Source organism: Stenotrophomonas sp. GQ19 (genome assembly GCF_059758695.1).
Genome location: NZ_JCAXES010000011.1, coordinates 37,090 through 58,592 on the forward strand (window position 1 = coordinate 37,090; position 21,503 = coordinate 58,592).

General features: G+C 68.0%; 23 protein-coding genes. 15 read left to right on the plus strand and 8 right to left on the minus strand.

The features are described 5' to 3' along the window. The first annotated feature begins 13 nt into the window (after positions 1–13). From uvrA to AC6CHL_RS17905, 3 genes are all read left to right on the plus strand, one after another. Entirely contained in the window at positions 14–3,004 is a 2,991-nt protein-coding gene (uvrA, locus tag AC6CHL_RS17895; RefSeq protein ID WP_498295607.1) for an excinuclease ABC subunit UvrA, read from the plus strand. Continuing rightward, complete coding sequence (locus tag AC6CHL_RS17900; protein WP_038689694.1) at positions 3,004–3,411, plus strand: acyl-CoA thioesterase; 408 nt, start codon at positions 3,004–3,006, stop codon at positions 3,409–3,411. Before uvrA ends, AC6CHL_RS17900 begins: the two co-directional genes overlap by 1 nt. Positions 3,412–3,512: 101 nt before the next feature. Beyond that, on the plus strand, positions 3,513–4,238 hold the full coding sequence (locus AC6CHL_RS17905) for a hypothetical protein (RefSeq protein WP_038689696.1): 726 nt from the start codon (positions 3,513–3,515) through the stop codon (positions 4,236–4,238). A 26-nt stretch (positions 4,239–4,264) separates the two neighbouring features. Here AC6CHL_RS17905 and AC6CHL_RS17910 read toward each other — a convergent pair whose 3' ends face one another. Continuing rightward, entirely contained in the window at positions 4,265–4,711 is a 447-nt protein-coding gene (locus AC6CHL_RS17910; RefSeq protein WP_498295727.1) for a copper chaperone PCu(A)C, read from the minus strand. 34 nt (positions 4,712–4,745) lie between these two features. On the opposite strand from AC6CHL_RS17910, the gene AC6CHL_RS17915 reads away from it, so the two are divergent. The 4 genes from AC6CHL_RS17915 (at position 4,746) to AC6CHL_RS17930 (ending at position 8,626) form a co-directional block, all read left to right on the plus strand. After that, positions 4,746–5,525 (plus strand): enoyl-CoA hydratase/isomerase family protein, encoded by a 780-nt coding sequence (locus AC6CHL_RS17915; RefSeq protein WP_498295609.1) that lies wholly within the window; start codon positions 4,746–4,748, stop codon positions 5,523–5,525. Between the two features lie 256 nt (positions 5,526–5,781). Further along, positions 5,782–6,690 carry an acyl-CoA thioesterase II gene (gene tesB / locus AC6CHL_RS17920; protein ID WP_038689702.1) on the plus strand — a complete coding sequence of 303 codons (909 nt, stop codon included), beginning with the start codon at positions 5,782–5,784 and terminating at the stop codon, positions 6,688–6,690. A 1-nt stretch (position 6,691) separates the two neighbouring features. Next, the gene (locus AC6CHL_RS17925; RefSeq protein WP_463600582.1) at positions 6,692–7,195 is read left to right on the plus strand and encodes a putative signal transducing protein; all 504 of its coding nucleotides are present in this window, start codon (positions 6,692–6,694) and stop codon (positions 7,193–7,195) included. Positions 7,196–7,420: 225 nt separating this feature from the next. Continuing rightward, entirely contained in the window at positions 7,421–8,626 is a 1,206-nt protein-coding gene (locus tag AC6CHL_RS17930) for an RNA polymerase sigma factor (RefSeq protein ID WP_038689706.1), read from the plus strand. 54 nt (positions 8,627–8,680) lie between these two features. On the opposite strand, the gene AC6CHL_RS17935 is transcribed toward AC6CHL_RS17930, so the two are convergent. Next, positions 8,681–9,271: an EF-hand domain-containing protein gene (locus tag AC6CHL_RS17935; protein ID WP_498295610.1), complete on the minus strand. Its 591-nt coding sequence runs from the start codon at positions 9,269–9,271 to the stop codon at positions 8,681–8,683. A gap of 152 nt (positions 9,272–9,423) precedes the next feature. Here AC6CHL_RS17935 and AC6CHL_RS17940 point away from each other — a divergent pair, with 152 nt between their 5' ends. Next, positions 9,424–10,179, plus strand: coding sequence for an arginyltransferase (locus tag AC6CHL_RS17940; RefSeq protein WP_463600580.1), 756 nt, complete (start codon positions 9,424–9,426; stop codon positions 10,177–10,179). A gap of 41 nt (positions 10,180–10,220) precedes the next feature. After that, complete coding sequence (locus tag AC6CHL_RS17945) at positions 10,221–11,423, plus strand: endonuclease/exonuclease/phosphatase family protein (protein ID WP_498295612.1); 1,203 nt, start codon at positions 10,221–10,223, stop codon at positions 11,421–11,423. A 138-nt stretch (positions 11,424–11,561) separates the two neighbouring features. Here AC6CHL_RS17945 and purT read toward each other — a convergent pair whose 3' ends face one another. Then, positions 11,562–12,746: a formate-dependent phosphoribosylglycinamide formyltransferase gene (gene purT, locus AC6CHL_RS17950; RefSeq protein ID WP_038689714.1), complete on the minus strand. Its 1,185-nt coding sequence runs from the start codon at positions 12,744–12,746 to the stop codon at positions 11,562–11,564. Between the two features lie 122 nt (positions 12,747–12,868). On the opposite strand from purT, the gene AC6CHL_RS17955 reads away from it, so the two are divergent. The 6 genes from AC6CHL_RS17955 to AC6CHL_RS17980 are packed head-to-tail and all read left to right on the plus strand — an operon-like array spanning position 12,869 to position 16,758. Beyond that, positions 12,869–13,738: an SPFH domain-containing protein gene (locus AC6CHL_RS17955; protein WP_448133232.1), complete on the plus strand. Its 870-nt coding sequence runs from the start codon at positions 12,869–12,871 to the stop codon at positions 13,736–13,738. Between the two features lie 3 nt (positions 13,739–13,741). Beyond that, complete coding sequence (locus AC6CHL_RS17960) at positions 13,742–13,921, plus strand: type II toxin-antitoxin system antitoxin (protein WP_038689718.1); 180 nt, start codon at positions 13,742–13,744, stop codon at positions 13,919–13,921. Further along, a complete protein-coding gene (locus tag AC6CHL_RS17965; RefSeq protein WP_498295615.1) occupies positions 13,918–14,094 on the plus strand; it encodes a DUF4177 domain-containing protein in 177 nt (58 codons plus the stop codon). Before AC6CHL_RS17960 ends, AC6CHL_RS17965 begins: the two co-directional genes overlap by 4 nt. 1 nt (position 14,095) lies before the next feature. Then, positions 14,096–15,394, plus strand: coding sequence for an alpha/beta hydrolase (locus AC6CHL_RS17970; protein WP_498295617.1), 1,299 nt, complete (start codon positions 14,096–14,098; stop codon positions 15,392–15,394). Beyond that, positions 15,391–15,945 carry a PH domain-containing protein gene (locus AC6CHL_RS17975; protein WP_498295618.1) on the plus strand — a complete coding sequence of 185 codons (555 nt, stop codon included), beginning with the start codon at positions 15,391–15,393 and terminating at the stop codon, positions 15,943–15,945. The genes AC6CHL_RS17970 and AC6CHL_RS17975 overlap by 4 nt, the downstream gene beginning before the upstream one ends. 9 nt (positions 15,946–15,954) lie before the next feature. Continuing rightward, complete coding sequence (locus tag AC6CHL_RS17980; protein WP_498295619.1) at positions 15,955–16,758, plus strand: M15 family metallopeptidase; 804 nt, start codon at positions 15,955–15,957, stop codon at positions 16,756–16,758. Between the two features lie 308 nt (positions 16,759–17,066). Here the strand turns inward: AC6CHL_RS17980 and AC6CHL_RS17985 are convergent, their stop codons facing one another. From AC6CHL_RS17985 to AC6CHL_RS18005, 5 genes are all read right to left on the minus strand, one after another. After that, positions 17,067–17,741 carry a DNA-3-methyladenine glycosylase family protein gene (locus tag AC6CHL_RS17985; protein WP_498295620.1) on the minus strand — a complete coding sequence of 225 codons (675 nt, stop codon included), beginning with the start codon at positions 17,739–17,741 and terminating at the stop codon, positions 17,067–17,069. A 1-nt stretch (position 17,742) separates the two neighbouring features. Beyond that, complete coding sequence (locus tag AC6CHL_RS17990; protein WP_038689728.1) at positions 17,743–18,114, minus strand: DUF423 domain-containing protein; 372 nt, start codon at positions 18,112–18,114, stop codon at positions 17,743–17,745. A 103-nt stretch (positions 18,115–18,217) separates the two neighbouring features. Next, complete coding sequence (locus tag AC6CHL_RS17995; protein WP_038689730.1) at positions 18,218–19,297, minus strand: polyketide cyclase; 1,080 nt, start codon at positions 19,295–19,297, stop codon at positions 18,218–18,220. A gap of 315 nt (positions 19,298–19,612) precedes the next feature. Then, positions 19,613–20,254 carry a response regulator gene (locus AC6CHL_RS18000; RefSeq protein ID WP_038689731.1) on the minus strand — a complete coding sequence of 214 codons (642 nt, stop codon included), beginning with the start codon at positions 20,252–20,254 and terminating at the stop codon, positions 19,613–19,615. Positions 20,255–20,265: 11 nt separating this feature from the next. Next, positions 20,266–21,456 (minus strand): sensor histidine kinase, encoded by a 1,191-nt coding sequence (locus AC6CHL_RS18005; protein ID WP_038689733.1) that lies wholly within the window; start codon positions 21,454–21,456, stop codon positions 20,266–20,268. Positions 21,457–21,503: the final 47 nt, after the last annotated feature.

The following is a 21,503-nucleotide window of genomic DNA, read 5'->3' on the forward strand; positions in this document are numbered from 1 at the left end:
CAACGGATCCCCCATGGCGATGGATTTCATCCGCATCCGCGGCGCGCGGACGCACAATCTCAAGAACATCGATCTCGACCTGCCGCGCGACAAGCTGATTGTCATCACCGGCCTGTCCGGCTCGGGCAAGTCCTCGTTGGCGTTCGACACCATCTACGCGGAAGGCCAGCGCCGCTACGTGGAATCGCTGTCGGCCTATGCCCGCCAGTTCCTCAGCGTGATGGAAAAGCCGGACCTGGACCACATCGAGGGCCTGTCCCCGGCGATCTCGATCGAGCAGAAGTCGACCTCGCACAACCCGCGTTCCACCGTGGGCACCATCACCGAGATCTACGACTACCTGCGCCTGCTGTACGCCCGCGTCGGCAGCCCGCGCTGCCCCGACCACGGCTACCCGCTGGAGGCGCAGACGGTCAGCCAGATGGTCGACCACGTGCTCAGCCTGGATGCCGAGCAGCGCTACATGCTGCTGGCCCCGGTGATCCGCGAGCGCAAGGGCGAGCACGCCCAGGTGTTCGACCAGCTGCGCGCGCAGGGCTTCGTGCGCGTGCGCGTGGACGGCATCCTGCATGAAATCGACGCGGTGCCGCCGCTGGCACTACGCCAGAAGCACACCATCGAGGCGGTGATCGACCGCTTCCGCCCGCGCGAAGACATCAAGCAGCGCCTGGCCGAGAGCTTTGAAACCGCGCTGAAGCTGGGCGACGGCATGGTCTCGGTGCAGTCGCTGGACGTCGAAGACGCGCCGGCCCACCTGTTCTCGTCCAAGTACAGCTGCCCGGTCTGCGACTACTCGCTGCCGGAGCTTGAACCGCGCCTGTTCTCGTTCAACTCGCCGGTCGGCGCCTGCCCGGGCTGCGACGGGCTGGGCATGGCCGAGTTCTTCGACCCCTCGCGCGTGGTGGTACACCCGGAGCTGTCGCTGTCGGCCGGTGCCGTGCGCGGCTGGGACCGCCGCAACGCGTACTACTTCCAGCTGATCGCTTCGCTGGCCAAGCACTACAAGTTCGACGTCGATGCGGCCTGGCAGACCCTGCCCGAGGACGTGCGCCAGGCGGTGCTGTACGGCAGCGGCGAAGAGACCATCACCTTCACCTACTTCACTGAAGCCGGTGGCCGCACCCAGCGCAAGCACCGCTTCGAGGGCATCATTCCGAACCTGGAACGCCGCTACAAGGAAACCGAATCGGCGGCGGTGCGCGAAGAACTGGCCAAGTACATCAGCGAGCGCAACTGCCCCGAGTGCCAGGGCCAGCGCTTGAACAAGGCCGCGCGCAACGTGTTCGTGGCCGACCGTGCACTGCCGGAACTGGTGGTGCTGCCGATTGATGAAGCGCTGAAGTTCTTCAGCGGCATGACCCTGCCCGGCTGGCGCGGCGAGATTGCCGGCAAGATCGTCAAGGAGATCGGCGAGCGCCTCGGATTCCTGGTCGATGTGGGCCTGGATTACCTCACCCTGGAGCGCAAGGCCGACACCCTGTCCGGTGGCGAAGCCCAGCGCATCCGCCTGGCCAGCCAGATCGGCGCCGGCCTGGTCGGGGTGATGTACGTGCTCGATGAGCCGTCCATCGGCCTGCACCAGCGCGACAACGAACGCCTGCTCGGCACCCTCACCCGCCTGCGCGACCTGGGCAACACGGTGATCGTGGTCGAGCACGACGAAGACGCGATCCGGCTGGCTGATTACGTGCTGGACATCGGTCCGGGCGCGGGCGTGCATGGCGGCGAGATCGTCGGCCAGGGCACCCTGCAGGACATCCTGGATGCGCCGCGTTCGCTGACCGGTCAGTACCTGTCGGGCAAGCGTGCCATCGAGATTCCGGCGCGCCGGCACAAGCCGAACCCGAAGATGACGCTGCACCTGCGCGGTGCCAGCGGCAACAACCTCAAGGGCGTGGACCTGGACATTCCGTCGGGCCTGCTGACCTGCATCACCGGCGTGTCCGGCTCGGGCAAGTCGACCCTGATCAACGACACCCTGTTCTCGCTGGCCGCCAACGAGATCAACGGCGCCTCGCACCCGATCGCGCCGTACAAGGAAGTGGACGGGCTGGACCTGTTCGACAAGGTGGTGGACATCGACCAGTCGCCGATCGGCCGCACCCCGCGCTCGAACCCGGCCACCTACACCGGTCTGTTCACGCCGCTGCGCGAGCTGTACGCACAGGTGCCCGAAGCGCGTGCGCGCGGCTATTCGCCGGGGCGCTTCAGCTTCAACGTGCGCGGTGGCCGCTGCGAAGCGTGCCAGGGCGATGGCCTGATCAAGGTGGAAATGCACTTCCTGCCGGACGTGTACGTGCCCTGCGACGTGTGCCATGGCAAGCGCTACAACCGCGAAACGCTGGAGATCCTGTACAAGGGCTTCAACATCAACGACGTGCTGCAGATGACCGTCGAAGATGCGCTGAAGCTGTTCGAGCCGGTGCCGAGCATCGCGCGCAAGCTGGAAACGCTGGTCGACGTGGGCCTGAGCTACATCAAGCTGGGCCAGAGCGCGACCACGCTGTCCGGTGGTGAAGCCCAGCGCGTGAAGCTGTCCAAGGAACTGTCGCGGCGCGATACCGGCCGCACGCTGTACATCCTGGATGAGCCGACCACCGGCCTGCATTTCCACGACATCGAAGCGCTGCTCGGCGTGCTGCACAAGCTGCGCGACGAAGGCAACACGGTGGTGGTGATCGAGCACAACCTGGACGTGATCAAGACCGCCGACTGGATCGTCGATCTGGGTCCGGAAGGCGGCCACCGCGGTGGCACCATCCTGGTCACCGGTACGCCGGAAGACGTGGCGGCCTGCCCGACCTCGTACACCGGCCAGTTCCTGGCCAAGATGCTGCCCTCGATCAGCGCCCGCCCGCAGCAGCCCGCCGCGATGGCCAACAAGCCCGATGCGCGCCCGCCCCGCAAGGTCAAGCCGGAGAAGCCGGCCAAGAAGGCGGCCGCGGCAAAGAGCACCGGCAAGGCCAGCAAGACCAGCACCGCCAGCAAGAAGAAGGACGCCTGATGAGCAGCGAACACAAGATCCTGGCCCGCGTACCGATCAGCGTGCGCTGGCGCGACATGGACAGCATGGGCCACGTCAACAACGCCAAGTACATCTCCTACCTGGAAGAGGCGCGCGTGCGCTGGATGCTGGGCGTGGACGGGGTGTCGATGACCGACCGCATCGCCCCGGTAGTGGCGGCCACCAACGTCAACTACCGCCTGCCGATCGTGTGGCCCAATGACATCGTGGTGGAACTGTTCGTGGAGCGGCTGGGCAACAGCAGCGTGACGATCGGCCATCGCATCGTGGACCAGAACGACGACGCCAGGCTGTACTCGGACGGCAACGTGGTGGTGGTGTGGATGGACACGCAGACCGGCAAGAGCGCGCCGCTGCCCGACGCGATCCGCACCGCGTCCACCTGAGGGTAGTGCCGGCCGCTGGCCGGCACCCCCATGACGCCGGAAGGATGTGCATGGATGCCGGCCAGCGGCCGGCACTACCGCCATTCATTCAAAGGAATGCCATGTTCCACCAGACCGACATCCGCACACTTCTTCCCGGAATGACGCCGTTCCCCGCCGACGTTTTTTCCCAGGAACAACCGTGGCTGGCCCAACACCTGCTGCCGCTGATCGGCATCGACCTGGGCATCCTGCGTCCGGAACTGGCCGGCACCGTGGCCACGATGCTGTGCCCGATAGAGCCGTATGAAGGCTGCATCGGCGAAGACACCGAAGAGCACCACAACGCGTTCACCGGCACCAACTGGATCGCATTCGAACTGACCACCGACAACCGCATGCGCTTCCTTGGCAACGCGGGCTACTTCGTCGGCGACCAGGAGCAGGACAGCGACGCGGTCGAGCACATCGCCGAGATGCGCGACAGTCATGCCAAGGCACACGCCTATTTCCAGACCCACGGCTCCCTGGCCAGCTACATGCGCTATGGCGATGGCGAGCCGGGCGAACAGGCGTATCTGGACAGGCTCGGCGGGCAGATTTCCGGCGGCAACTGGACCGAAACCGCCGAGATCCCGCCGGCATTCGAGATCGCACTGGATCCGGCGATGTATGACCGCGACCGACCTGACGATGCCGAGAACGTGCGCATCACCCGTGATGGCAAACCGTTCTTCGCGGTCGCCGAGGTGGCCGGTTACAACTGGTGCGCCGCGGGTGCCGATGCCATCGTGATGCTGTACGAACCGGACAGTCGCACCGTGTTGTTCTCCTACGACTGGAGCTGAGCGCGCGCCTGCCGGCCAACACGCGCTCAACGCGCGCCGCGCACCTGCAGCTGTCCATCCACCTTGCGCCCGTCTTCCAGGCTCAGCCGCAGCGGCAGCTGTGCCCCCTCCTTCAGCGGCACCTCCGGCTGCATGAGCATCAGGTGCAAGCTCCCCGGCTTCAGCTCGACGGTCGCACCGGCCGCGATCGGCAATCGGTCCACCGCGCGCATCCGGCTGACCCCGTCGACCAGCGTGGTTTCGTGCAGGGACACATCGCCGAACGCCTTGCTGCCGGCAGCGATCACCACGACCGCCTCGCGGCAGTCGTTGCGGATCCGCCCGTAACCGGCGGCCATCGGCATCGCGGCCGGCGGCAACCGCAGCCAGCCGTCGCGCAGTGACACACAGGAAGGTTCTGCGGCCACTGTCGGCGCCGATGCTGCGATCGCACACAGTCCCAACAATACGCACACGAATGGTTTGGTTATCATCGGCTTCGTTCCCTGTCCGCAACGAGACTGCAGCATGACGACGCTCATCGAGGTGATCAACCATGGCCCCATCCGCGAACTGCGGCTGGCGCGGCCGCCGGTCAACGCGCTGGACACCGAGTTGTGCCGCCACCTGATCCACGCGATCAACCAGGCCATGGCCGATGACGCGCACGGCATCGTGCTGTCGGGCAGCGCGCGCATCTTCAGCGCCGGCATGGACGTGCCGCACCTGCTCGGCCATGGCGAGGACAGGTACAAGCTGCTCGACAGCTGGCAGGCCTTCTTCGGCGCAGTGCGCACCCTGGCCGAATGCCGGGTACCGGTGGTGGCCGCGCTGACCGGGCATGCGCCGGCCGGCGGCTGCGTGCTGGCGCTGTGCTGCGATTACAGGATCCTGGCGCGCAGCCCGGACCCGGCCCAGCCAACCGTAATCGGCCTGAACGAGGTCCAGGTGGGGCTGGTGGCCCCCGAAGGCATTCAGCGCCTGATGCGCCGCGTGGTCGGCCATCACCGCGCCACCCAGCTGCTGGTGGGCGGGGAGATGGTGCCGGCTGAGCGTGCGCTGGAAATCGGGCTGGTGGACGAACTGGCCGACGCCGCCCAGGTGGTGCCGCGCGCGGTGGCGTGGCTGCAGCGCCTGCTCAAGCTGCCCCGCCAGCCGATGCTGCTGACCCGCGCCATCGCCCGCGCCGACCTGCACGAAGCCCTGCACGCCGACCTGATCCAGCTCGACCGCTTCGTCGAGGCCTGGTACGCCCCGGACGCCCAGCAGGCACTGCAGCAGCTGGCGGCCAGACTCGGCAAGGCCTGAAGCCCGGCAAACGCCGGTAGTGCCGGCCGCTGGCCGGCAACCAGGCACCTCCCGGTCCGGCACTGCATGATATGGCTGGAGTGCCCCCCCTGAGTCAGGGGGCGGCCGCGAAGCGGCGGGGGTTTGGAGGGCAATGAGAGGGGCCCGCGGTTTGCAAGGCGAACCGTGGGGGCGGCAGCGCGAATGCGTTGCCGTCATGCGGCCAGCGGCCGGCACTACCCTATAATTTGCGTTCGCCCACCCCAGGTTGCTTCCCTTGTCCGACACGCACGAACCCGTCGTCTCCGAGCTGATCGACCTGCTCACGCTCGAGCGCCTGGAAGACAACCTGTTCCGCGGCCAGAGCCGCGACATCGGGACCAAGTACGTGTTTGGCGGCCAGGTGCTGGGCCAGGCGCTGTCGGCCGCGCAGGCCACCGTGGACAACGGTCGCCACGTGCATTCGCTGCATGCCTACTTCCTGCGCGCGGGCAACATCGACCACCCCATCGTCTATGACGTGGACCGCACCCGCGACGGCGGCAGTTTTTCGGTGCGCCGGGTCACCGCGATCCAGCACGGCAAGGTGATCTTCTTCTGCGCGGCCTCCTTCCAGCAGGCCGAACAGGGCGCTGAGCACCAGCACAAGATGCCCGAAGTGCCGCAGCCGGAAGACATCGAACCCAACCGCCCGCTGCCGCCGGAGGTGCTCGAACGCCTGCCGATCAAGGTGCAGCGCTGGCTGTCGCGCGGCGGCCCGTTCGAGTTCCGCCACGTGTACCCGCGCGACGAACTCAACCCGCCCAAGCGCCCGCCCTACCACCAGGTCTGGCTGCGCCTGAATGAAAAAGTGGGCGATGCGCCGGAGCTGCACCAGGCGCTGCTGGCCTATGCCTCGGACTTCCACCTGCTGGGCACGGCGACCTTCCCGCACGGCATCAGCTACTACCAGCCGCACGTACAGATGGCCTCGCTGGACCACGCGATCTGGTTCCACCGCCCGTTCCGCGCCGACGACTGGCTGCTGTACTCGCTGGACAGCCCCAGCGCGCAGGATTCACGCGGACTGGCCCGTGGCCAGTTCTTCACCCGCGATGGTCTGCTGGTCGCAAGCACCGCGCAGGAAGGCCTGATCCGCGTGGTACCCGACAGCGCCGCGGCGGCCGCCGTTCCGGCCAAGGACTGACATGAGACAGATTTTCAACAGCCAGCGCGTGGAAACCGTGGAAGGCGTGGCCCAGCTGCTGCGCGATGCCGGCATCGAGGTGCGCATCACCAACGGCCGTTCGTACCACAGCAAGCGCGGCAGCCAGTTCAGCTATCTGGATACCAGCAAGGCCACCACCCATCCCACGCTGTGGGTGGTGCATGCCAATGACCAGCCGCGTGCGCGCGAGATCCTGCGCGACGCGCGCCTGCTGGAAACCACGCGGCGCGACCACCCCACCGCCGAGTTCGCCTTCCGCGACCAGGTGGGCGAGGTAGCCCCGCGCCGCAACTGGGCCTGGCGCATCCGCATCGGCCTGCTGCTGGTGATTGCCGCCGTGGCGATGGTGGTGGTGATGCGCCACCGCAACGCCCCACCGGTGGCCCCGACCCCCGCCGTACAGCAGGCCCCGGCCGCAGCCCCGGCCCAGCCCGCGCCCCCGGAAGAAGAGGAAGTGCGGGTACGGATCCAACCGGCGAAGTAACCGGCAATGCCGGGCGCTGCCCGGCCGCCCACGTAGAGCCGGGCTCTGCCCGGCTTCCCGCACAGCCCGATCCCCGTAGAGCCGGGCTCTGCCCGGCTGCCCGTACGGCCGGCCCCATGCAGAGCCGGCCAGCGGCCGGCACTACCGGTCACAGGCAACCGGCCCTACCCCGTCACATTCTTTCGCGGCCATCGTCATACTCGGATCACCTCCGGAAATTCCGCCATGACGCCCCTGCTGACCGCCACCCTGGAACGCGAACTGCCCGCGGCCGCCTCCGGCTGCACCCAGTCGTACGGGCGCATCGTGCTGGCCTGCCAGAACACCGTCACCGCGATCGCCCTGGCGATCACCCGCGACGTGCAGGCCAGCGAGGACATCGCGCAGGAGGCCTTCATCAAGGCCTGGCAGCAGCTCAACCAGCTGAGCAATCCGTCCAGTTTCCTGCCGTGGCTGCGCCAGATCACCCGCAACCTGGCCCGCGACTGGCTGCGCGCCAACCGCGGCCGCCCGCTGTCCGGCGAAGCGGCCGAGATCGCGATCAGCATGGCCGCCGACCCCGGCCCGACCGCACCGGAGCGTCTGCAGCGGGTGGAAGAGGAACTGGCGGCCGAAGAGATCATTTCGGCGCTGCCCGAAGACGCCCGCGAAACCCTGCTGCTGTACTACCGCGAGGGCCAGCGTTCGCAGCAGGTGGCCGACCTGCTGGGGCTCAGCGATGCCGCCGTGCGCAAGCGCCTGTCGCGCGCCCGTGCCAGCGTGCGCGAAGAGATGCTGCGCCGTTTCGGCGATTTCGCGCGCAGCAGCGCTCCCAGCGCCGCGTTCGCCACCACCCTGGCCTCGGCGCTGATGATCGCCGCGCCCGGCACCGCCAGTGCCGCGATCCTGCTCGGCACCGGGCTGGGCACCGGCAAGCTCGGCCTGGGCGGGGCCACGGTCTCCGGCGGCACGGCCCTGGGCTCGCTCAGCGCGGCGTTCAGCCAGAATGCGGCACCGGGCGAGATGCTGAGCCTGGGGGCGGCCATCGGCGGCCTGGTCGGCGGCATGCTGGGCAGCTATCTCGGCGGGCGCTACCTGCTGTCGTATGCCGAATCGTCCGGCGAACGCGAACAGATCCGCCGGTTCGTGGTGCTCAGCAGCGTCACCGCGATGGTGATGTGCCTGTCGGTGTTGATGCTGAGCGTGCTGGAAGCGCCGGTCTGGATGCTGTTGTCGGCGATGGCGCTTGGCATGGCCGCGGTCAACTACCAGTGCCTGTACCCGCTGCAGAAGGTGATGGCGCCCATGCTGGCGCGCGATGCGGCGCGCCACGGCCGCAACGGGCCAAGCTGGGCCTATCAGCTGATGTATGGCCGCTGGGCGATCGTGCTGGTCACCCTGGGCGTGGCCGCACTGGTGCTGTACAGCCTGGTGCGCACCGGGCGGCTCTGAACGAAAAACGGGCGCCGGTCGATGACCGGCGCCCGTGCGTAGTACGGCGGGGGCTTACTTGGCCGCCGGCGCCTTCGGCGGCATCGGCGGCTTGCCATCGCGGTGGCCGCCACGCGGGCCACCCATCGGGCCCTTGGCCGCGTCGAACTCGGCCTTGCTCAGCTGCCCGTCCTTGTTGGTGTCGGCGGCAGCGAACCACGCATCGCGGTGCTGCTTCCGGCCCAGCTCGCGGTCGGCCTTGTCCAGGTAGCCGTCCTTGTTGACGTCCATCTGATCGAAGCGCGCGACCAGGCGCGGATCGGCCTTGGCTTCCTCGCGGCTGATGCGGCCGTCCTTGTTGGTGTCCAGCTTGGCCATCATCTCGCCACGGCCACCCGGGCCGCGGCCATGCCGCTTGCCGTGCCAACGCGGCAGTTCGTCGCGCGAGAGCTTGCCGTCCTTGTTCTTGTCCAGCGTGTCGAACTGCGCGGCCAGACGCGGCGCCTTGGCGGCTTCGGCACGGTCGATGACGCCATCGCCATTGGTGTCCAGCTTGGCGCGCGGCGGCGCACCGGCCGGGGGCGGAACATCAGCAGCCATGGCCAGGCCGGCGGCGCCGGTGGACAGCAGCAGGGCCAGCAGCAGAAGGGGTTTGCGATTGCGCATGGGTCACTCCGGTAGGGGAAATCGGCGTGCGGTGCATCGGCACCCACGCCTACAACAACGCGTGGCCGCCGGCGCCGTTGACAGCCGTGCCGGTCATGTTCATCTGGCGGACAGTCGCGCCGCCTGCGACGCCCCGGCGCTATGCTGTGGGCATGGCAATGCATGGCGACCGCGACGACGAGCTGCGACTGTTCCAGACCGGTGACCACCCCTGTGGATACTGGCCGGAACGGGCCGCGCGCGACCTAGTGCTGGACCCGCACGATGCGCGACTGGGCACGCTGTACCCGATGGCGCTGAGCTGGGGTTTCCGGCGCTCCGGCGACCTGGTGTACCGGCCGCACTGCGCCAACTGCCACGCCTGCGTGTCGGTGCGCATTCCGGTGGCCCGCTTCGCCCCGGACCGCAGCCAGCGCCGCTGCCTGGCCCGCAACGCGGACCTGGAGGTGCGGATCGTGGCGGCCGAGCAGACCGAAGAGCAGTTCGCGCTCTACCACCGCTACCTCACCCACCGCCACGCGCAGGGCGGCATGGACGGGCACGGCCCGCACGAGTTCGACCAGTTCCTGATCGGGCAATGGGCACAGGGCCGCTTCATGGAACTGCGCGCGCCCGGCCAGCCCGGCAGGCGCGGCGATCTGCTGGGCGTGGCGGTCACCGATGTCACCCCGCAGGGGCTGTCGGCGGTGTACACCTTCTTCGACCCCGAGCATGCGCACCGCAGCTTGGGCACGTTCGCGATCCTGCAACAGATTGCCTGGGCCCGTCGCGAGCAGCTGCCCCACCTGTACCTGGGCTACTGGATCCGCGACCACCGCAAGATGGATTACAAGCGCCGCTTCCGTCCGCTGGAAGCCTACGACGGGCGCCGCTGGCACGAATTCGACGACGCCCGGGAAGGGCGCTGACTGACCCAGCAATGCAATGCGCGCCGGTGCAGAATAGGCGCATGAAAGCCCATCCCCTGATCCTTGCCCTGGCCCTGCTGTGCAGCGCCTGCGCCCAGACACCCGCCAAGACCGCCATGCAGGAAGCCGCCACCGAACCGCTGCGGATTGCCACCTACAACACCTCGCTGTACAGCGACGAGACCGGCGGGCTGATCGCCGAGCTGGAAGGCGACAGCGAGCACGCCCGCAAGATCGCCGCGGTGCTGCAGCAGGTCCGCCCGGACCTGGTGCTGCTCAACGAGTTCGACTACGACGACGCGCACCGCGCCGCCGACCTGTTCCAGCAGCGCTACCTGGAAACCGCCCAGCCCGGCGGCGGCAAGCCGCTGCACTACGCCTACCGCTACTTGGCGCCGGTCAACACCGGCGTGCAGAGCGGGCTGGACCTGGACAACAACGGCCAGATCGGCGGCGATGGCCGCGCCCGTGGCAACGACGCCTGGGGCTACGGACTGCACCCGGGCCAGTACGGCATGCTGGTGCTGTCGCGCTACCCGATCGACGAGGCCAAGGTGCGCAGCTTCCAGCTGCTGAAGTGGAGCACGATGCCCGGCGCGCTGCGCCCGATCGACCCGCGCACCGGCAAATCCTTCTACAACGACCATGTCTGGTCGCAGCTGCGGCTGTCGTCCAAGTCGCATTGGGACGTCCCGGTGACCACGCCCAACGGCGTGGTGCATGCGCTGGTGTCCCACCCCACCCCGCCGGTGTTCGACGGCCCGGAGAAGCGCAACGCGGCGCGCAACCACGACGAACTACGGCTGTGGCAGGACTACCTCAAGGACCGCGACACCTCGTGGCTGTGCGATGACCGTGGCCACTGCGGCGGCCTCCCGCAGGACGCGCGCTTCGTGATCCTCGGCGACCTCAACAACGACCCGGTCGATGGCGATGGCCGCCACGACGCGATCGTCGAACTGATCGAAAACCCCCGCGTCCTGCGCTACCCCACCCCGCGCAGCGTCGGCGCCGAGCAGACCAGCCTGGCGTATGCGGAGAAGGGCATCGTCCGCAAGGGCGCGCCGTTCCATGCCACCGGTGATTTCGGCCCGAAGTCGGGCACGATGCGGCTGGACTACGTCCTGCCCTCGGTCGGCTTCAACTACATCGGCAGCGGCGTTTTCTGGCCGGCCAACGAAACCCCGGAAGCGAAGATCGCCGATGGCAGCGACCACCATCTGGTGTGGGTGGACGTGCGTTGATCGCAGCGTACCGACCCACGAAAGCGTACCGACCAACGGTCGGTACCTACCGGTAATCAATCCCCCGCGGTAGGCGACGACCGTTGGTCGTCGCGCCGGGGTTGGTGGACGGCGACGGTTGATCGTCGCCCCGGTCCATCACCGCAATTCGATCCCGATCGCTTCGGCCGCCTCACGCGCGATCTTCCGCGCGGTATCGATGTCTTCGCCACGCGCCAGGGTCACGCCCACGCGGCGGTGCCCATGCACGCTCGGCTTGCCGAACAGGCGCAGCGCCGAATCCGGCTGCACCAGCGCTTCGGCCACGTTGCTGAAGAACGGCACGCCTTCGCCGTGGGCCAGCATCGCGCACGAGGCCGACGGACCGTTCTGGCGGATCAGCGGGATCGGCAGGCCCAGGATCGCGCGTGCATGCAGGGCAAATTCGCTCAGCTCCTGCGATGCCAGCGTCACCAGCCCGGTGTCATGCGGGCGCGGCGACACTTCGCTGAACCACACCTCGTCGCCCTTCACGAACAGCTCCACGCCGAACAGGCCCCAGCCACCGAGGTCGTCGGTGATCGCCTGCGAGATTTCCTCGGCACGCGCCAGCGCACGCGGCGACATCGGCTGCGGCTGCCAGCTTTCGCGGTAGTCGCCGTCCTTCTGCCAGTGCCCGATCGGTGCGCAGAACGACGTCCCGCCCGCATGCCGCACGGTCAGCAGGGTGATTTCGTACTCGAAGTCGATGAAGCCTTCCACGATGCAGCGCCCGGCACCGGCACGGCCGCCGGTCTGCGCGTACTCCCAGGCCGGGGCGATGTCGGCCTCGCTGCGCAGCGTGCTCTGGCCCTTGCCCGAGGACGACATCACCGGCTTGACCACGCACGGCAGGCCGATCGCGGCCACCGCGGCGCGGTACTCCGCTTCGGTATCCACGAACCGATACGGCGAGGTGGGCAGGCCCAGGGTTTCAGCGGCCAGCCGGCGGATGCCTTCGCGGTCCATCGTGAGGCGGGCGGCGCGCGCGGTCGGAATCACCCGCAGGCCACTTTCCTGCTCCAGCTGGACCAGGGTTTCGGTGTGGATGGCTTCGATCTCCGGCACCACCAGGTGGGGCTGCTCCAGGGCGATCAGCGCGCGCAGCGCCATCGCGTCCAGCATGTCGATCACGTGCGAGCGGTGCGCCACCTGCATGGCCGGCGCATCGGCATAGCGGTCGGCGGCAATCACCTCCACGCCCAGGCGCTGCAGCTCGATGGCGACCTCCTTGCCCAGTTCACCGGAGCCCAGCAGCAGGACGCGGGTGGCGGAGGGAGACAACGGCGTGCCGAGCGTGGACATGGCGGTATTCCGGGCAACAGGGTGGGAGCGCATTTTAAGGCTTCCTCGCGGGCGAAACCGGGCACTTGCAACCTGATATCAATTTGATATCGTTTCAGTCAACCACCCAAGGACGCCCCGCCATGAAAGAGATGCCCACCCGTTCCCTGTCCGGCCTGCCGTTCCTGCTCGGGGTACTGGTCCTGCTGGGGCTGTCCGCGTGGCTGTTCATCGCAGGCGCGCGCACGCTTCCGGTGTCGCCCGGCCTGATGTTGGGCGGCGTCGCGCTGGCGATCGTGGCCATGCTCAGCCTGACCGGCCTGTACACGGTGCAGCCCAACCAGGCGGTGGTGCTGAGCCTGTTCGGCAAGTACGTGGGCACGGTCAAGGACAACGGCCTGCGCTGGAACAACCCGTTCTTCAGCAAGAAGAAGGTCAGCCAGCGCGTGCGCAACTTCGAAAGCGGCAAGCTCAAGGTCAACGAACTGGACGGCAGCCCGATCGAAATCGCCGCGGTGATCGTCTGGCAGGTAGTGGACGCCTCCGAGGCGGTCTACAACGTGGATGACTACGAGAGCTTCGTGCACATCCAGTCCGAATCGGCGCTGCGGGCGATGGCCACCAGCTATCCCTATGACCAGCACGAGGAAGGCCAGCTGTCGCTGCGCAGCCACGCCGCCGAGATCTCCCAGCACCTCAAGGACGAACTGGCCGAGCGCCTGGCCGATGCCGGTGTGCAGGTCATCGATGCGCGCATCAGCCACCTGGCCTACGCACCGGAAATCGCGCAGGCGATGTTGCAGCGCCAGCAGGCCAACGCGGTGATCGCCGCGCGCACGCGGATCGTCGCCGGCGCAGTGGGCATGGTGGAAATGGCGCTGGCCGAGCTGCAGAAGAACGGCGTGGTGCAGCTGGATGAAGAGCGCAAGGCGCACATGGTCAGCAACCTGCTGGTGGTGCTGTGCTCGGACCGCGGCACCCAGCCCGTGGTCAACGCCGGCTCGTTGTACTGAGCCATGAGCGAGAAGAAAGCCTACCCGCTGCGGATCAACGCCGACATCCTGGCGGCGTTGCAGCGCTGGGCCGATGACGAACTGCGCAGCGCCAACGCGCAGATCGAGTACGTCCTGCGCGATGCACTGCGCAAGGCTGGACGCCTTCCCAAACCCGAGTCGAGCAAGGAGAGCAAGGAATGAGCAAGCGCTGGAGCTACCTGACTGTCGAAGTAAAGCCGTCGTGGACCGGGGTGAAGTCCGATGAGCTGCAGACCGAACTCAACCGCCACGGCCAACTCGGCTGGGAGCTGGTGAACGTGCTGCAGACCCAGCCGATGGGCGTGGCGGTGCTGATGTTCAAGAAGGAGGCCTGAGGTGGTCGCCCTGCTTTGGCGCGGTGCTGCACTGCTGTTGTCCACGCTGGCCTTTGCCGCCTCGGCCGCCACGCCACCCCAGGAGGTGGCTACCCGGCTGCTCGACCATCTGCAAGCCGGTGACGGTGCCGCCGCCGTGGCGATGTTCACCCCGGAAATGGCCAAAGCCGCCCCCGCGCCCGGCTTGCTGGCCCTGTGGCAATCGTTCGGCGAACCCCGTGGCCGCGGCGCAGCGGAGGTCATCTCCACAAGTCACCGCCCCGACGTGGTGACGCAACCGCTGCAGTTTGCCGCCGGCACCATTGCGGCCACCGTGGTGGTAGACGACCAGGGCCGTATCGCCGGGCTGTTTTTCAAGCCCGCCGAGCCTGCCGCCGCGCCACCGGTACCGGCCGATGCCCCCTACACCGAAGTGCCGCTGGACGTGGTGACCGCCACGGGCACCCTGCCCGGCACGCTGGCCCGGCCGCAGGGCGACGACCCGGTGCGCGCGGTGGTGCTGGTACACGGCTCCGGACCACAGGACCGGGATGAAACCATCGGTGCCAACCGCCCGTTCCTGGACGTGGCGCGCGGCCTGGCCGCCCAGGGCATCGCGGTACTGCGCTACGAAAAGCGCAGCCGCGTGCGGCCGCAGGATTTCAGCGGCAACCGCTACACCGTGGACGATGAGACCACCCACGACGCCGTCGCCGCCGTAGCGACGCTGGCCGCCCAGCGCGGGATCGATCCGCGCCATGTCTACGTCATGGGGCACAGCCAGGGCGGGATGCTGGCGCCGCGCATCGCCGCGCAATCGGGCAAGGTGGCCGGGCTGATCCTGTGGGCGGCACCGGCCCGGTCGCTGCTGACCCTGCTGCCCGAACAGAACCGCTATCTGCTCGGGCTGGACGGCCAGATCAGCGCCGACGAACACGTGTTCCTGGACACGCTGGACCGCCAGATCGCCGCGGCCCGCAGTGATGCCGACGTGGCCCCGGCCGACCTGCCGCTGCGCATGCCGGCCCACTACTGGCGCACATTCGAGGCGATCGATCCGGTCGCCGATGCCCGGGCGTCGACGCTGCCGATGCTGTTGCTGCAGGGCGGCCGTGACTTCCAGGTGGTGGAGACCGATTGGCAGCTGTGGCAGCGCGGCCTGGCCCGCCAGCGCCAGGTCAGCTTCAAGCACTACCCGCCGTTGAACCACCTCGGCATCGCCGGCGAAGGACCGGGGTCGCTGCAGGAGTACAGCCGGCCGGGCCACGTGCTGCCGGCGCTGATCGACGATGTCGCCGCGTGGATAGCGGCGCAGCCATGAGTGTGGCGCGCGCGACCGACGCCGCCTTTGCCGTGGCCCCGGCGCCTGTCTGGCGCCTGCTGTGGCTGTGGGTGCCGATGCTGGCCGTGGCGGCGGTGATCGTGGCCACCACGCTGCAGTCGGCCCAACGCACCCCGCACGAACTGGGCCTGACGCTGCCGTTCCTGGCGGTGCTCACGGCGGTGCTGAGCGCGGCGTTCTTCCGCCGCCGCATCCACCTGCAGGGTCGCGAACTGGAGGTGGTGTCCACGTTCTATCGCAAGCGGGTGGCGGTGGACGCCCTGCAGCTGGACCAGGCCCGGGTGGTGGACCTGGCCGAGCATGGCAGCCTCAAGCCGATGGTGAAGACCAACGGCTACGGCATGCCTGGCTTCCTGTCCGGGCACTACCGCATGCGTGACCGGCGCAAGGCGTTCTGCCTGCTCACCGATGCCAGCCGCGTGCTGTATCTGCCGCTGCGCGATGGCAGCGTGCTGGTGCTCAGCCCGGAAAAGCCCCGCGAGCTGCTGGCGGCCCTGCAGGCGCTGGCCGCGCCTGGGCGCACGCACTAAGCTGGTCGCATGCGCCGCCCCCCTGCCCTGCTGATCAACACCGCCGACATCGAACTGTGGCCCGGCGGCCTGCTGCGTGCACGCAGCAACGCCGACGCGCGCGCGCTGGCCCAGGCGCGCTGGGTATTGCGGCGCAAGCGCGATGGCCGCTACCTGGCCGTTGCCACCGCGCACGGCGTGCTGCCCCTGGTGCCGCGCCTGATGCGCGAGGACGGCATTGAAGCCGCGCTCGACGCGCTGGACCAGCAGGCGCTGGCCTCTGGCCGCCGCGCGGTGGCCGACAGCACGCTGCTGCCACTGAGCGGCCTGCAGCAACGGCTGGCGCAGCTGGACATTGATGCAGACGGCTATGAAGCCGCTACCGGGCTGGCGCTGGAGGCCGAGCCGGCGCAACTGCACCTGGCCGGGTTTGATCGCTACCGGCGGCCGCTGTGGTTGCGCCGATCTGCCGCACGCGGCTGGCAGCGGCTGCGGTTGGCGGCCGCCGCCGAGGGCGTCGCGCTGGATGCGATCTCCGGTTACCGCAGCCATGCCTATCAGCTGGGCATTTTCGAGCGCAAGCGCGCGCGCGGGCTGGCCGTGGCCGACATCCTGCAGGTCAATGCCGCCCCCGGCTACAGCGAACACCACAGCGGTTTCGCGCTGGATATCGGCACCCCCGACGAACCGCCGGCCGAAGAGAGTTTCGAACACACCGCCGCGTTTGCGTGGCTGCAGGACAACGCGGGGCGGTTCGGCTTCCAGCTGAGCTACCCGCGCGACAACCCGCACGGCATCGTTTACGAGCCTTGGCATTGGTGCTGGCGTGCTTGAAGCCCGGTGGGCTGAGTCGTATGCCCGGCTGCGCTGGGCTGGCATGGCCGCGTAGAGCCGGGCTCTGCCCGGCTGCTCTTGGCCTGGCATGGCGTTGCCGCGTAGAGCCGGGCTCTGCCCGGCTGCTTTTTTGCTGGCGTGGCGTTGCCGGGCAGCGCCCGGCACTACGAGGTTGCGTTGCCGGGCAGCGCCCGGCACTACGAGGTTGCGTTGCCGGGCAGCGCCCGGCGCTACGGGGTTGCGTTGCCGGGCAGCGCCCGGCGCTACGAGGTTGCGTTGCCGGGCAGAGCCCGGCACTACCGGTTGGTCTAGTCCTGCGAGCGGTTGGTTGCTTCTTTGGCGTCCGCGCTGAAATCGGCGATGCGCCACAGGTACAGGCTGGCGTAGGTGCGGTACGGGCCCCACTTCTCGCCGCGCGCCTGCAGTTCCTTCGGGGTGGGCATGGTCTCGGCCTTGTCCACGCGCTGGGCGCCCTTGCGGATGCCCAGGTCGTCGATGGGCAGGATGTCCGGGCGGCCCAGGCGGAACATCAGCATCATCTCCACGGTCCAGCGGCCGATGCCGCGGATCGGCACCAGCGCGTCGATGATCGCGTCGTGCCCCATCACCGACATCCGGCGCAGGTCGGGAATCTGGCCGTCGGCTTCGCGCCGGGCCAGGTCGCGCAGCGCCAGTGCCTTGTTGCCCGACACCCCGCAGATGCGCAACGCGGCGTCGTCGATGCGGCCCAGCGTATCGGCATGCAGGCGCTGGCTGCCAATGGCCACCTCTACCCGCCCTACGATGGTCGAGGCCGCCTTGCCGCTGAGCTGCTGGAACAGGATCGCGCGCGCCAGCGCATCGACCGGGTCGAAGCGCTTGGCCCAGCCGGGCTGGGCATCAATCGGACCCAGCCGTTTCATCCACGTGCCCAGGCGGCGGTCGCGCCGGCTCAGCCAGGCGTGTGCCTCCGCTACGTCGAAGCCGCGAGCGAAGCGTGGCATGTCAGCGGCGCAGCGCGTTCAGGCCGTACGCCAGCCAGCCCAGCATCAGTGCGGTGCCGCCGACCGGCGCCAACTGCGTACTGAGCTTCCACAACGCCCCGGCCACCAGACTGCCGGAGAACAGCAGCGTGCCGATCAGCAGCACATACAGCGCCAGCTTGCCGAGGCTGTTCTGCTGGGTGGGCCCGAGCACCGCCAGGGCCACCCCGTGGCCGAACGCGTACAGCGCGGCGGTGGTCACGTGCGACTGTGCCAACGGGTCGGCGATGCCATGTGAGGCGTAGGCCGACAGGCCCACGGCGGTGGCGGCCAGCAGGCCGCCGAAGCAGGCCAGCAGGGAGGGTTTGCGTGCGCGTCGTTCCAGGTTGAGCATGCGGGCATCCTTCGATGAATGCTCCGCGGGCGGAGCAAAAAAAAACGCGCCGCAAGGAGCGGCGCGTTTTTCGTCGTGCGTTACATCACCGGTGACCGTCGGATTACTTGACGGCCCAGTAGATGTCGTACGTGCCTTCCGGCGTGAACGACTTGTCCACGCCGTCCTTCCAGGACTCGTACGGACGGTCGATCACTTCGTTGCCGTTGGTCACTGACCACGCACGCAGGGCGTTGCGGGCGATGTCCAGGCCAGCCATGTGGCCGGTGTAGGCCGCGTGGGCCGAACGGTGCGGAGCGACGTGCACGTACTTCACCGGGGCACCGGCGTCGATCTTGACGGTCAGGGCATCAGCAGCAGCACCCTGGGTGCCCTTCTTCTTGACCGGCTGGGCCACGTCGAAGGCGTACTTCTCGGCGCCGAAATCGGTGGTGATGATGCGGAACGGACCGGCGGCTTCGAGGTCATTGGCCTCCATCACGCGCTTGATCCACTCCTGGTTGTCCTTGATGGACTTGGTGATGGTCTCTTGGCCGCGATCGACGTTGCCGGCGGTGACCACCAGCAGGTCTTCAACCGGGACGTCCACGATGGCCAGATCGGTCAGCGGGGCTTCGGCGGTGCGGTAGTCGATGTTGGGCACGGTGGCCAGCATGTTGGCCATGCGCGACAGACCCAGCTTCAGGTCGTCACCGACGTGACGGCTGACATACAGACCCGCGTAACGGCCAAACAGGTTGAAGCCGTACTTGATGCTGTAGTCCTGGGTGATCTTGACGTTGCGGCCACCCTTGCCGGTCGGCTCCAGGGTGAAGCTGGTCTTCTTGTCGTGGCCCTTGGTCGGGTCCTCGATGGCGATGGACACCAGCTTGTTCTTCTCCGACTCGGTGATCTCCCAGCTGCCCTGGCCCAACGAGCTTTCCTTGGAAGAATAATCCAGACGTGCGCCAACGCCGGCAGCAGGGCCGGAGAGCTTCAGTTCAACGGCGGGATCGCGCAGTACGAGCGGGTTCCAGTCCTTGAAGCGGCGCAGGCTGTTGACCGTGTCGAACACGATCGTCATCTTGCGGTTGGTCTCGATGCTTTCGGAAATATGGCGCTCGCCCGGCAGACATACGCCAATGATGACGAACAGGCCAGCCACGATCCCCAAGGCGATCAGGAACTCGATAATACGGGTCATTCAGAAGTCTCCGGGGCCGATCCCACGGCCGGGTTGATTGAAGCGAAGCGCCAATCCTAGCAGGCTTCGCGGGTGTTGTAGATCAGGATTGGCGCACCGGTTTCCATGCCGGCAGCGGTTTTGCATAGACAAGGAGCGGAACGATAACGTATCGCGCGTGTCAGCACGTAGCGGTTCGGGAATATTTCTTTGCCGGATTCGGCCGAATGGGCCGTTTCTCGGCGCGCAGCCCTTGTGGCACAAGGGATCCGGCGCATATTCAGGATATTGCACAAAGACCACCGGCAACGGCTCGCCGGTGGCCCTGGCGCGGTCTCAGACCAGTTGCAGCTCGAAGGCCTTCAATACCGCGCGGGTGCGGTCGCGGACGCCCAGCTTGGACAGGATGTTGGACACGTGGTTCTTGATCGTGCCCTCGGCCACGCCCAGTGAATTGGCGATCTCCTTGTTGGAGAAACCGCTGGCCATCAGCCGCAGGATCTCGGTCTCGCGGTCGGTCAGCGGGTCCGGCCGGTCCAGGCTGACGAATTCATTGCGCATGTGTTCCAGCCCGGACAGCAGCCGCTGGGTCACCGCCGGCTGCACCAGCGAACCGCCGTCTGCCACGGTGCGGATCGCGCCCACCAGCTGTTCCAGGGTGACGTCCTTGAGCAGGTAGCCCTTGGCACCGGCCTTGAGCCCGGCCAGCACCAGCTGGTCGTCGTCGAAGGTGGTCAGGATGATGGTCGGGGGCAGCTGGCCCAGCCGGGACAGCATCTGCAGCGCCTCCAGCCCGGACATCACCGGCATGCGCATGTCCATCAGCACCACGTCCGGACGGATCTGCGGGACCACCTCGACCGCCTGGCGGCCGTCGGCGGCCTCGGCGACCACTTCTATCCCGTCGTCGAGCGCCAACAGCGAGCGGATCCCCTGCCGCACCAGGGTTTGGTCGTCGACCAGGCAGACGCGAATCATCAACGAACTCCTCAAGTAACGGGGGCCAGCATCAGCACTGGCGCGCCGGGAACCGAGGCGCGCAGGCGGAAGCCCTGACCCCGGCGGGTTTCAATCTGCAGCTCACCGCCACATTGATACAAGCGTTCACGCATGCCGCGCAGGCCATTGCCGACCACGATGCCGTCCGCGCCCACCCCGTCATCATGCGCCTGAATGACCACTTCGCCGCCACTTTCGCGCCGGACCTGGATCCACAGGTTGCGCGCGTTGGCGTGGCGCACCGCGTTGGTGATGATTTCCTGGGTGCAGCGCAGCAGCACATGGGCGCGCTCGGGGTCTTCGACGTTCAGCGGTTCGGCGATGTCCAGGTGGATGGCCAGCGACGGCACCTGTTCGGTGAGCGGGCGCAGCGCGGCGGCCAGGTCGATGGCGCCACTGTCGCGGATCTGGCTGACCGCCTCGCGCACGTCGGTGAGCAGCAGCTTGGCCAGGGTATGGGCCTGGTGCACATGCTCCTGGGCCTGGCCGTCGGTGAGGTGGCCGGCCACTTCCAGGTTCAGGCTGAGCGCGGTGAGGTGGTGGCCCAGCAGGTCGTGCAGTTCCCGCGAGATGCGGGTGCGCTCGTTGACCCGGGCGCTCTCGGCCAGCAGCACGCGGGTGGCGCGCAGCTCCGTGTTGAGCCGGCGCTGTTCTTCACGGGCGTCGGTCTGCTGCCGCGCGACCAGGCTGGTCACGAAGATGAACATGGAGAACCCGCCATACAGCAGCGACTGCATCAGCGCCTCGAACAGCGGCATGCGCAGGATCAGGTAGTACACCGGCAGCACCGCCAGCTGGCTGAGCAACAGCCACAGGACCCCGCCGCGCACCTGCAGCATCCAGGGGATGACCCCGGCGGCCACCATCATCAGGATGCTGCCCAGGCCCGACCCGCTCAGGTAGCTCACGCCCAGCGCCGAGGTGGTGAGCAGCAGCAGCACCACCCGGTCGTACCAGGCCGAATGGCCGCCGCCATCGCGCAGGCCGCGGGTCAGCCAGAAGTAGCAGGCACCGAAGGTGAGGTAGGCGGTGAACAGCCAGACCGCCCAGCTGTCCAGGCCGTCGCCGCGGTGGCGCAGCAGCGACTCGTATTGGGAATAGACCACGGGCAGGCCGACCATGACCCAGGTGAACAGGCCGGCCAGTCGCAGTACTCGGGTTTGGCTCAGGTATCCCAACATGGACGCATCTTAGGCTGAACCTGCGCCCCTGCACTCCCACATAAGTC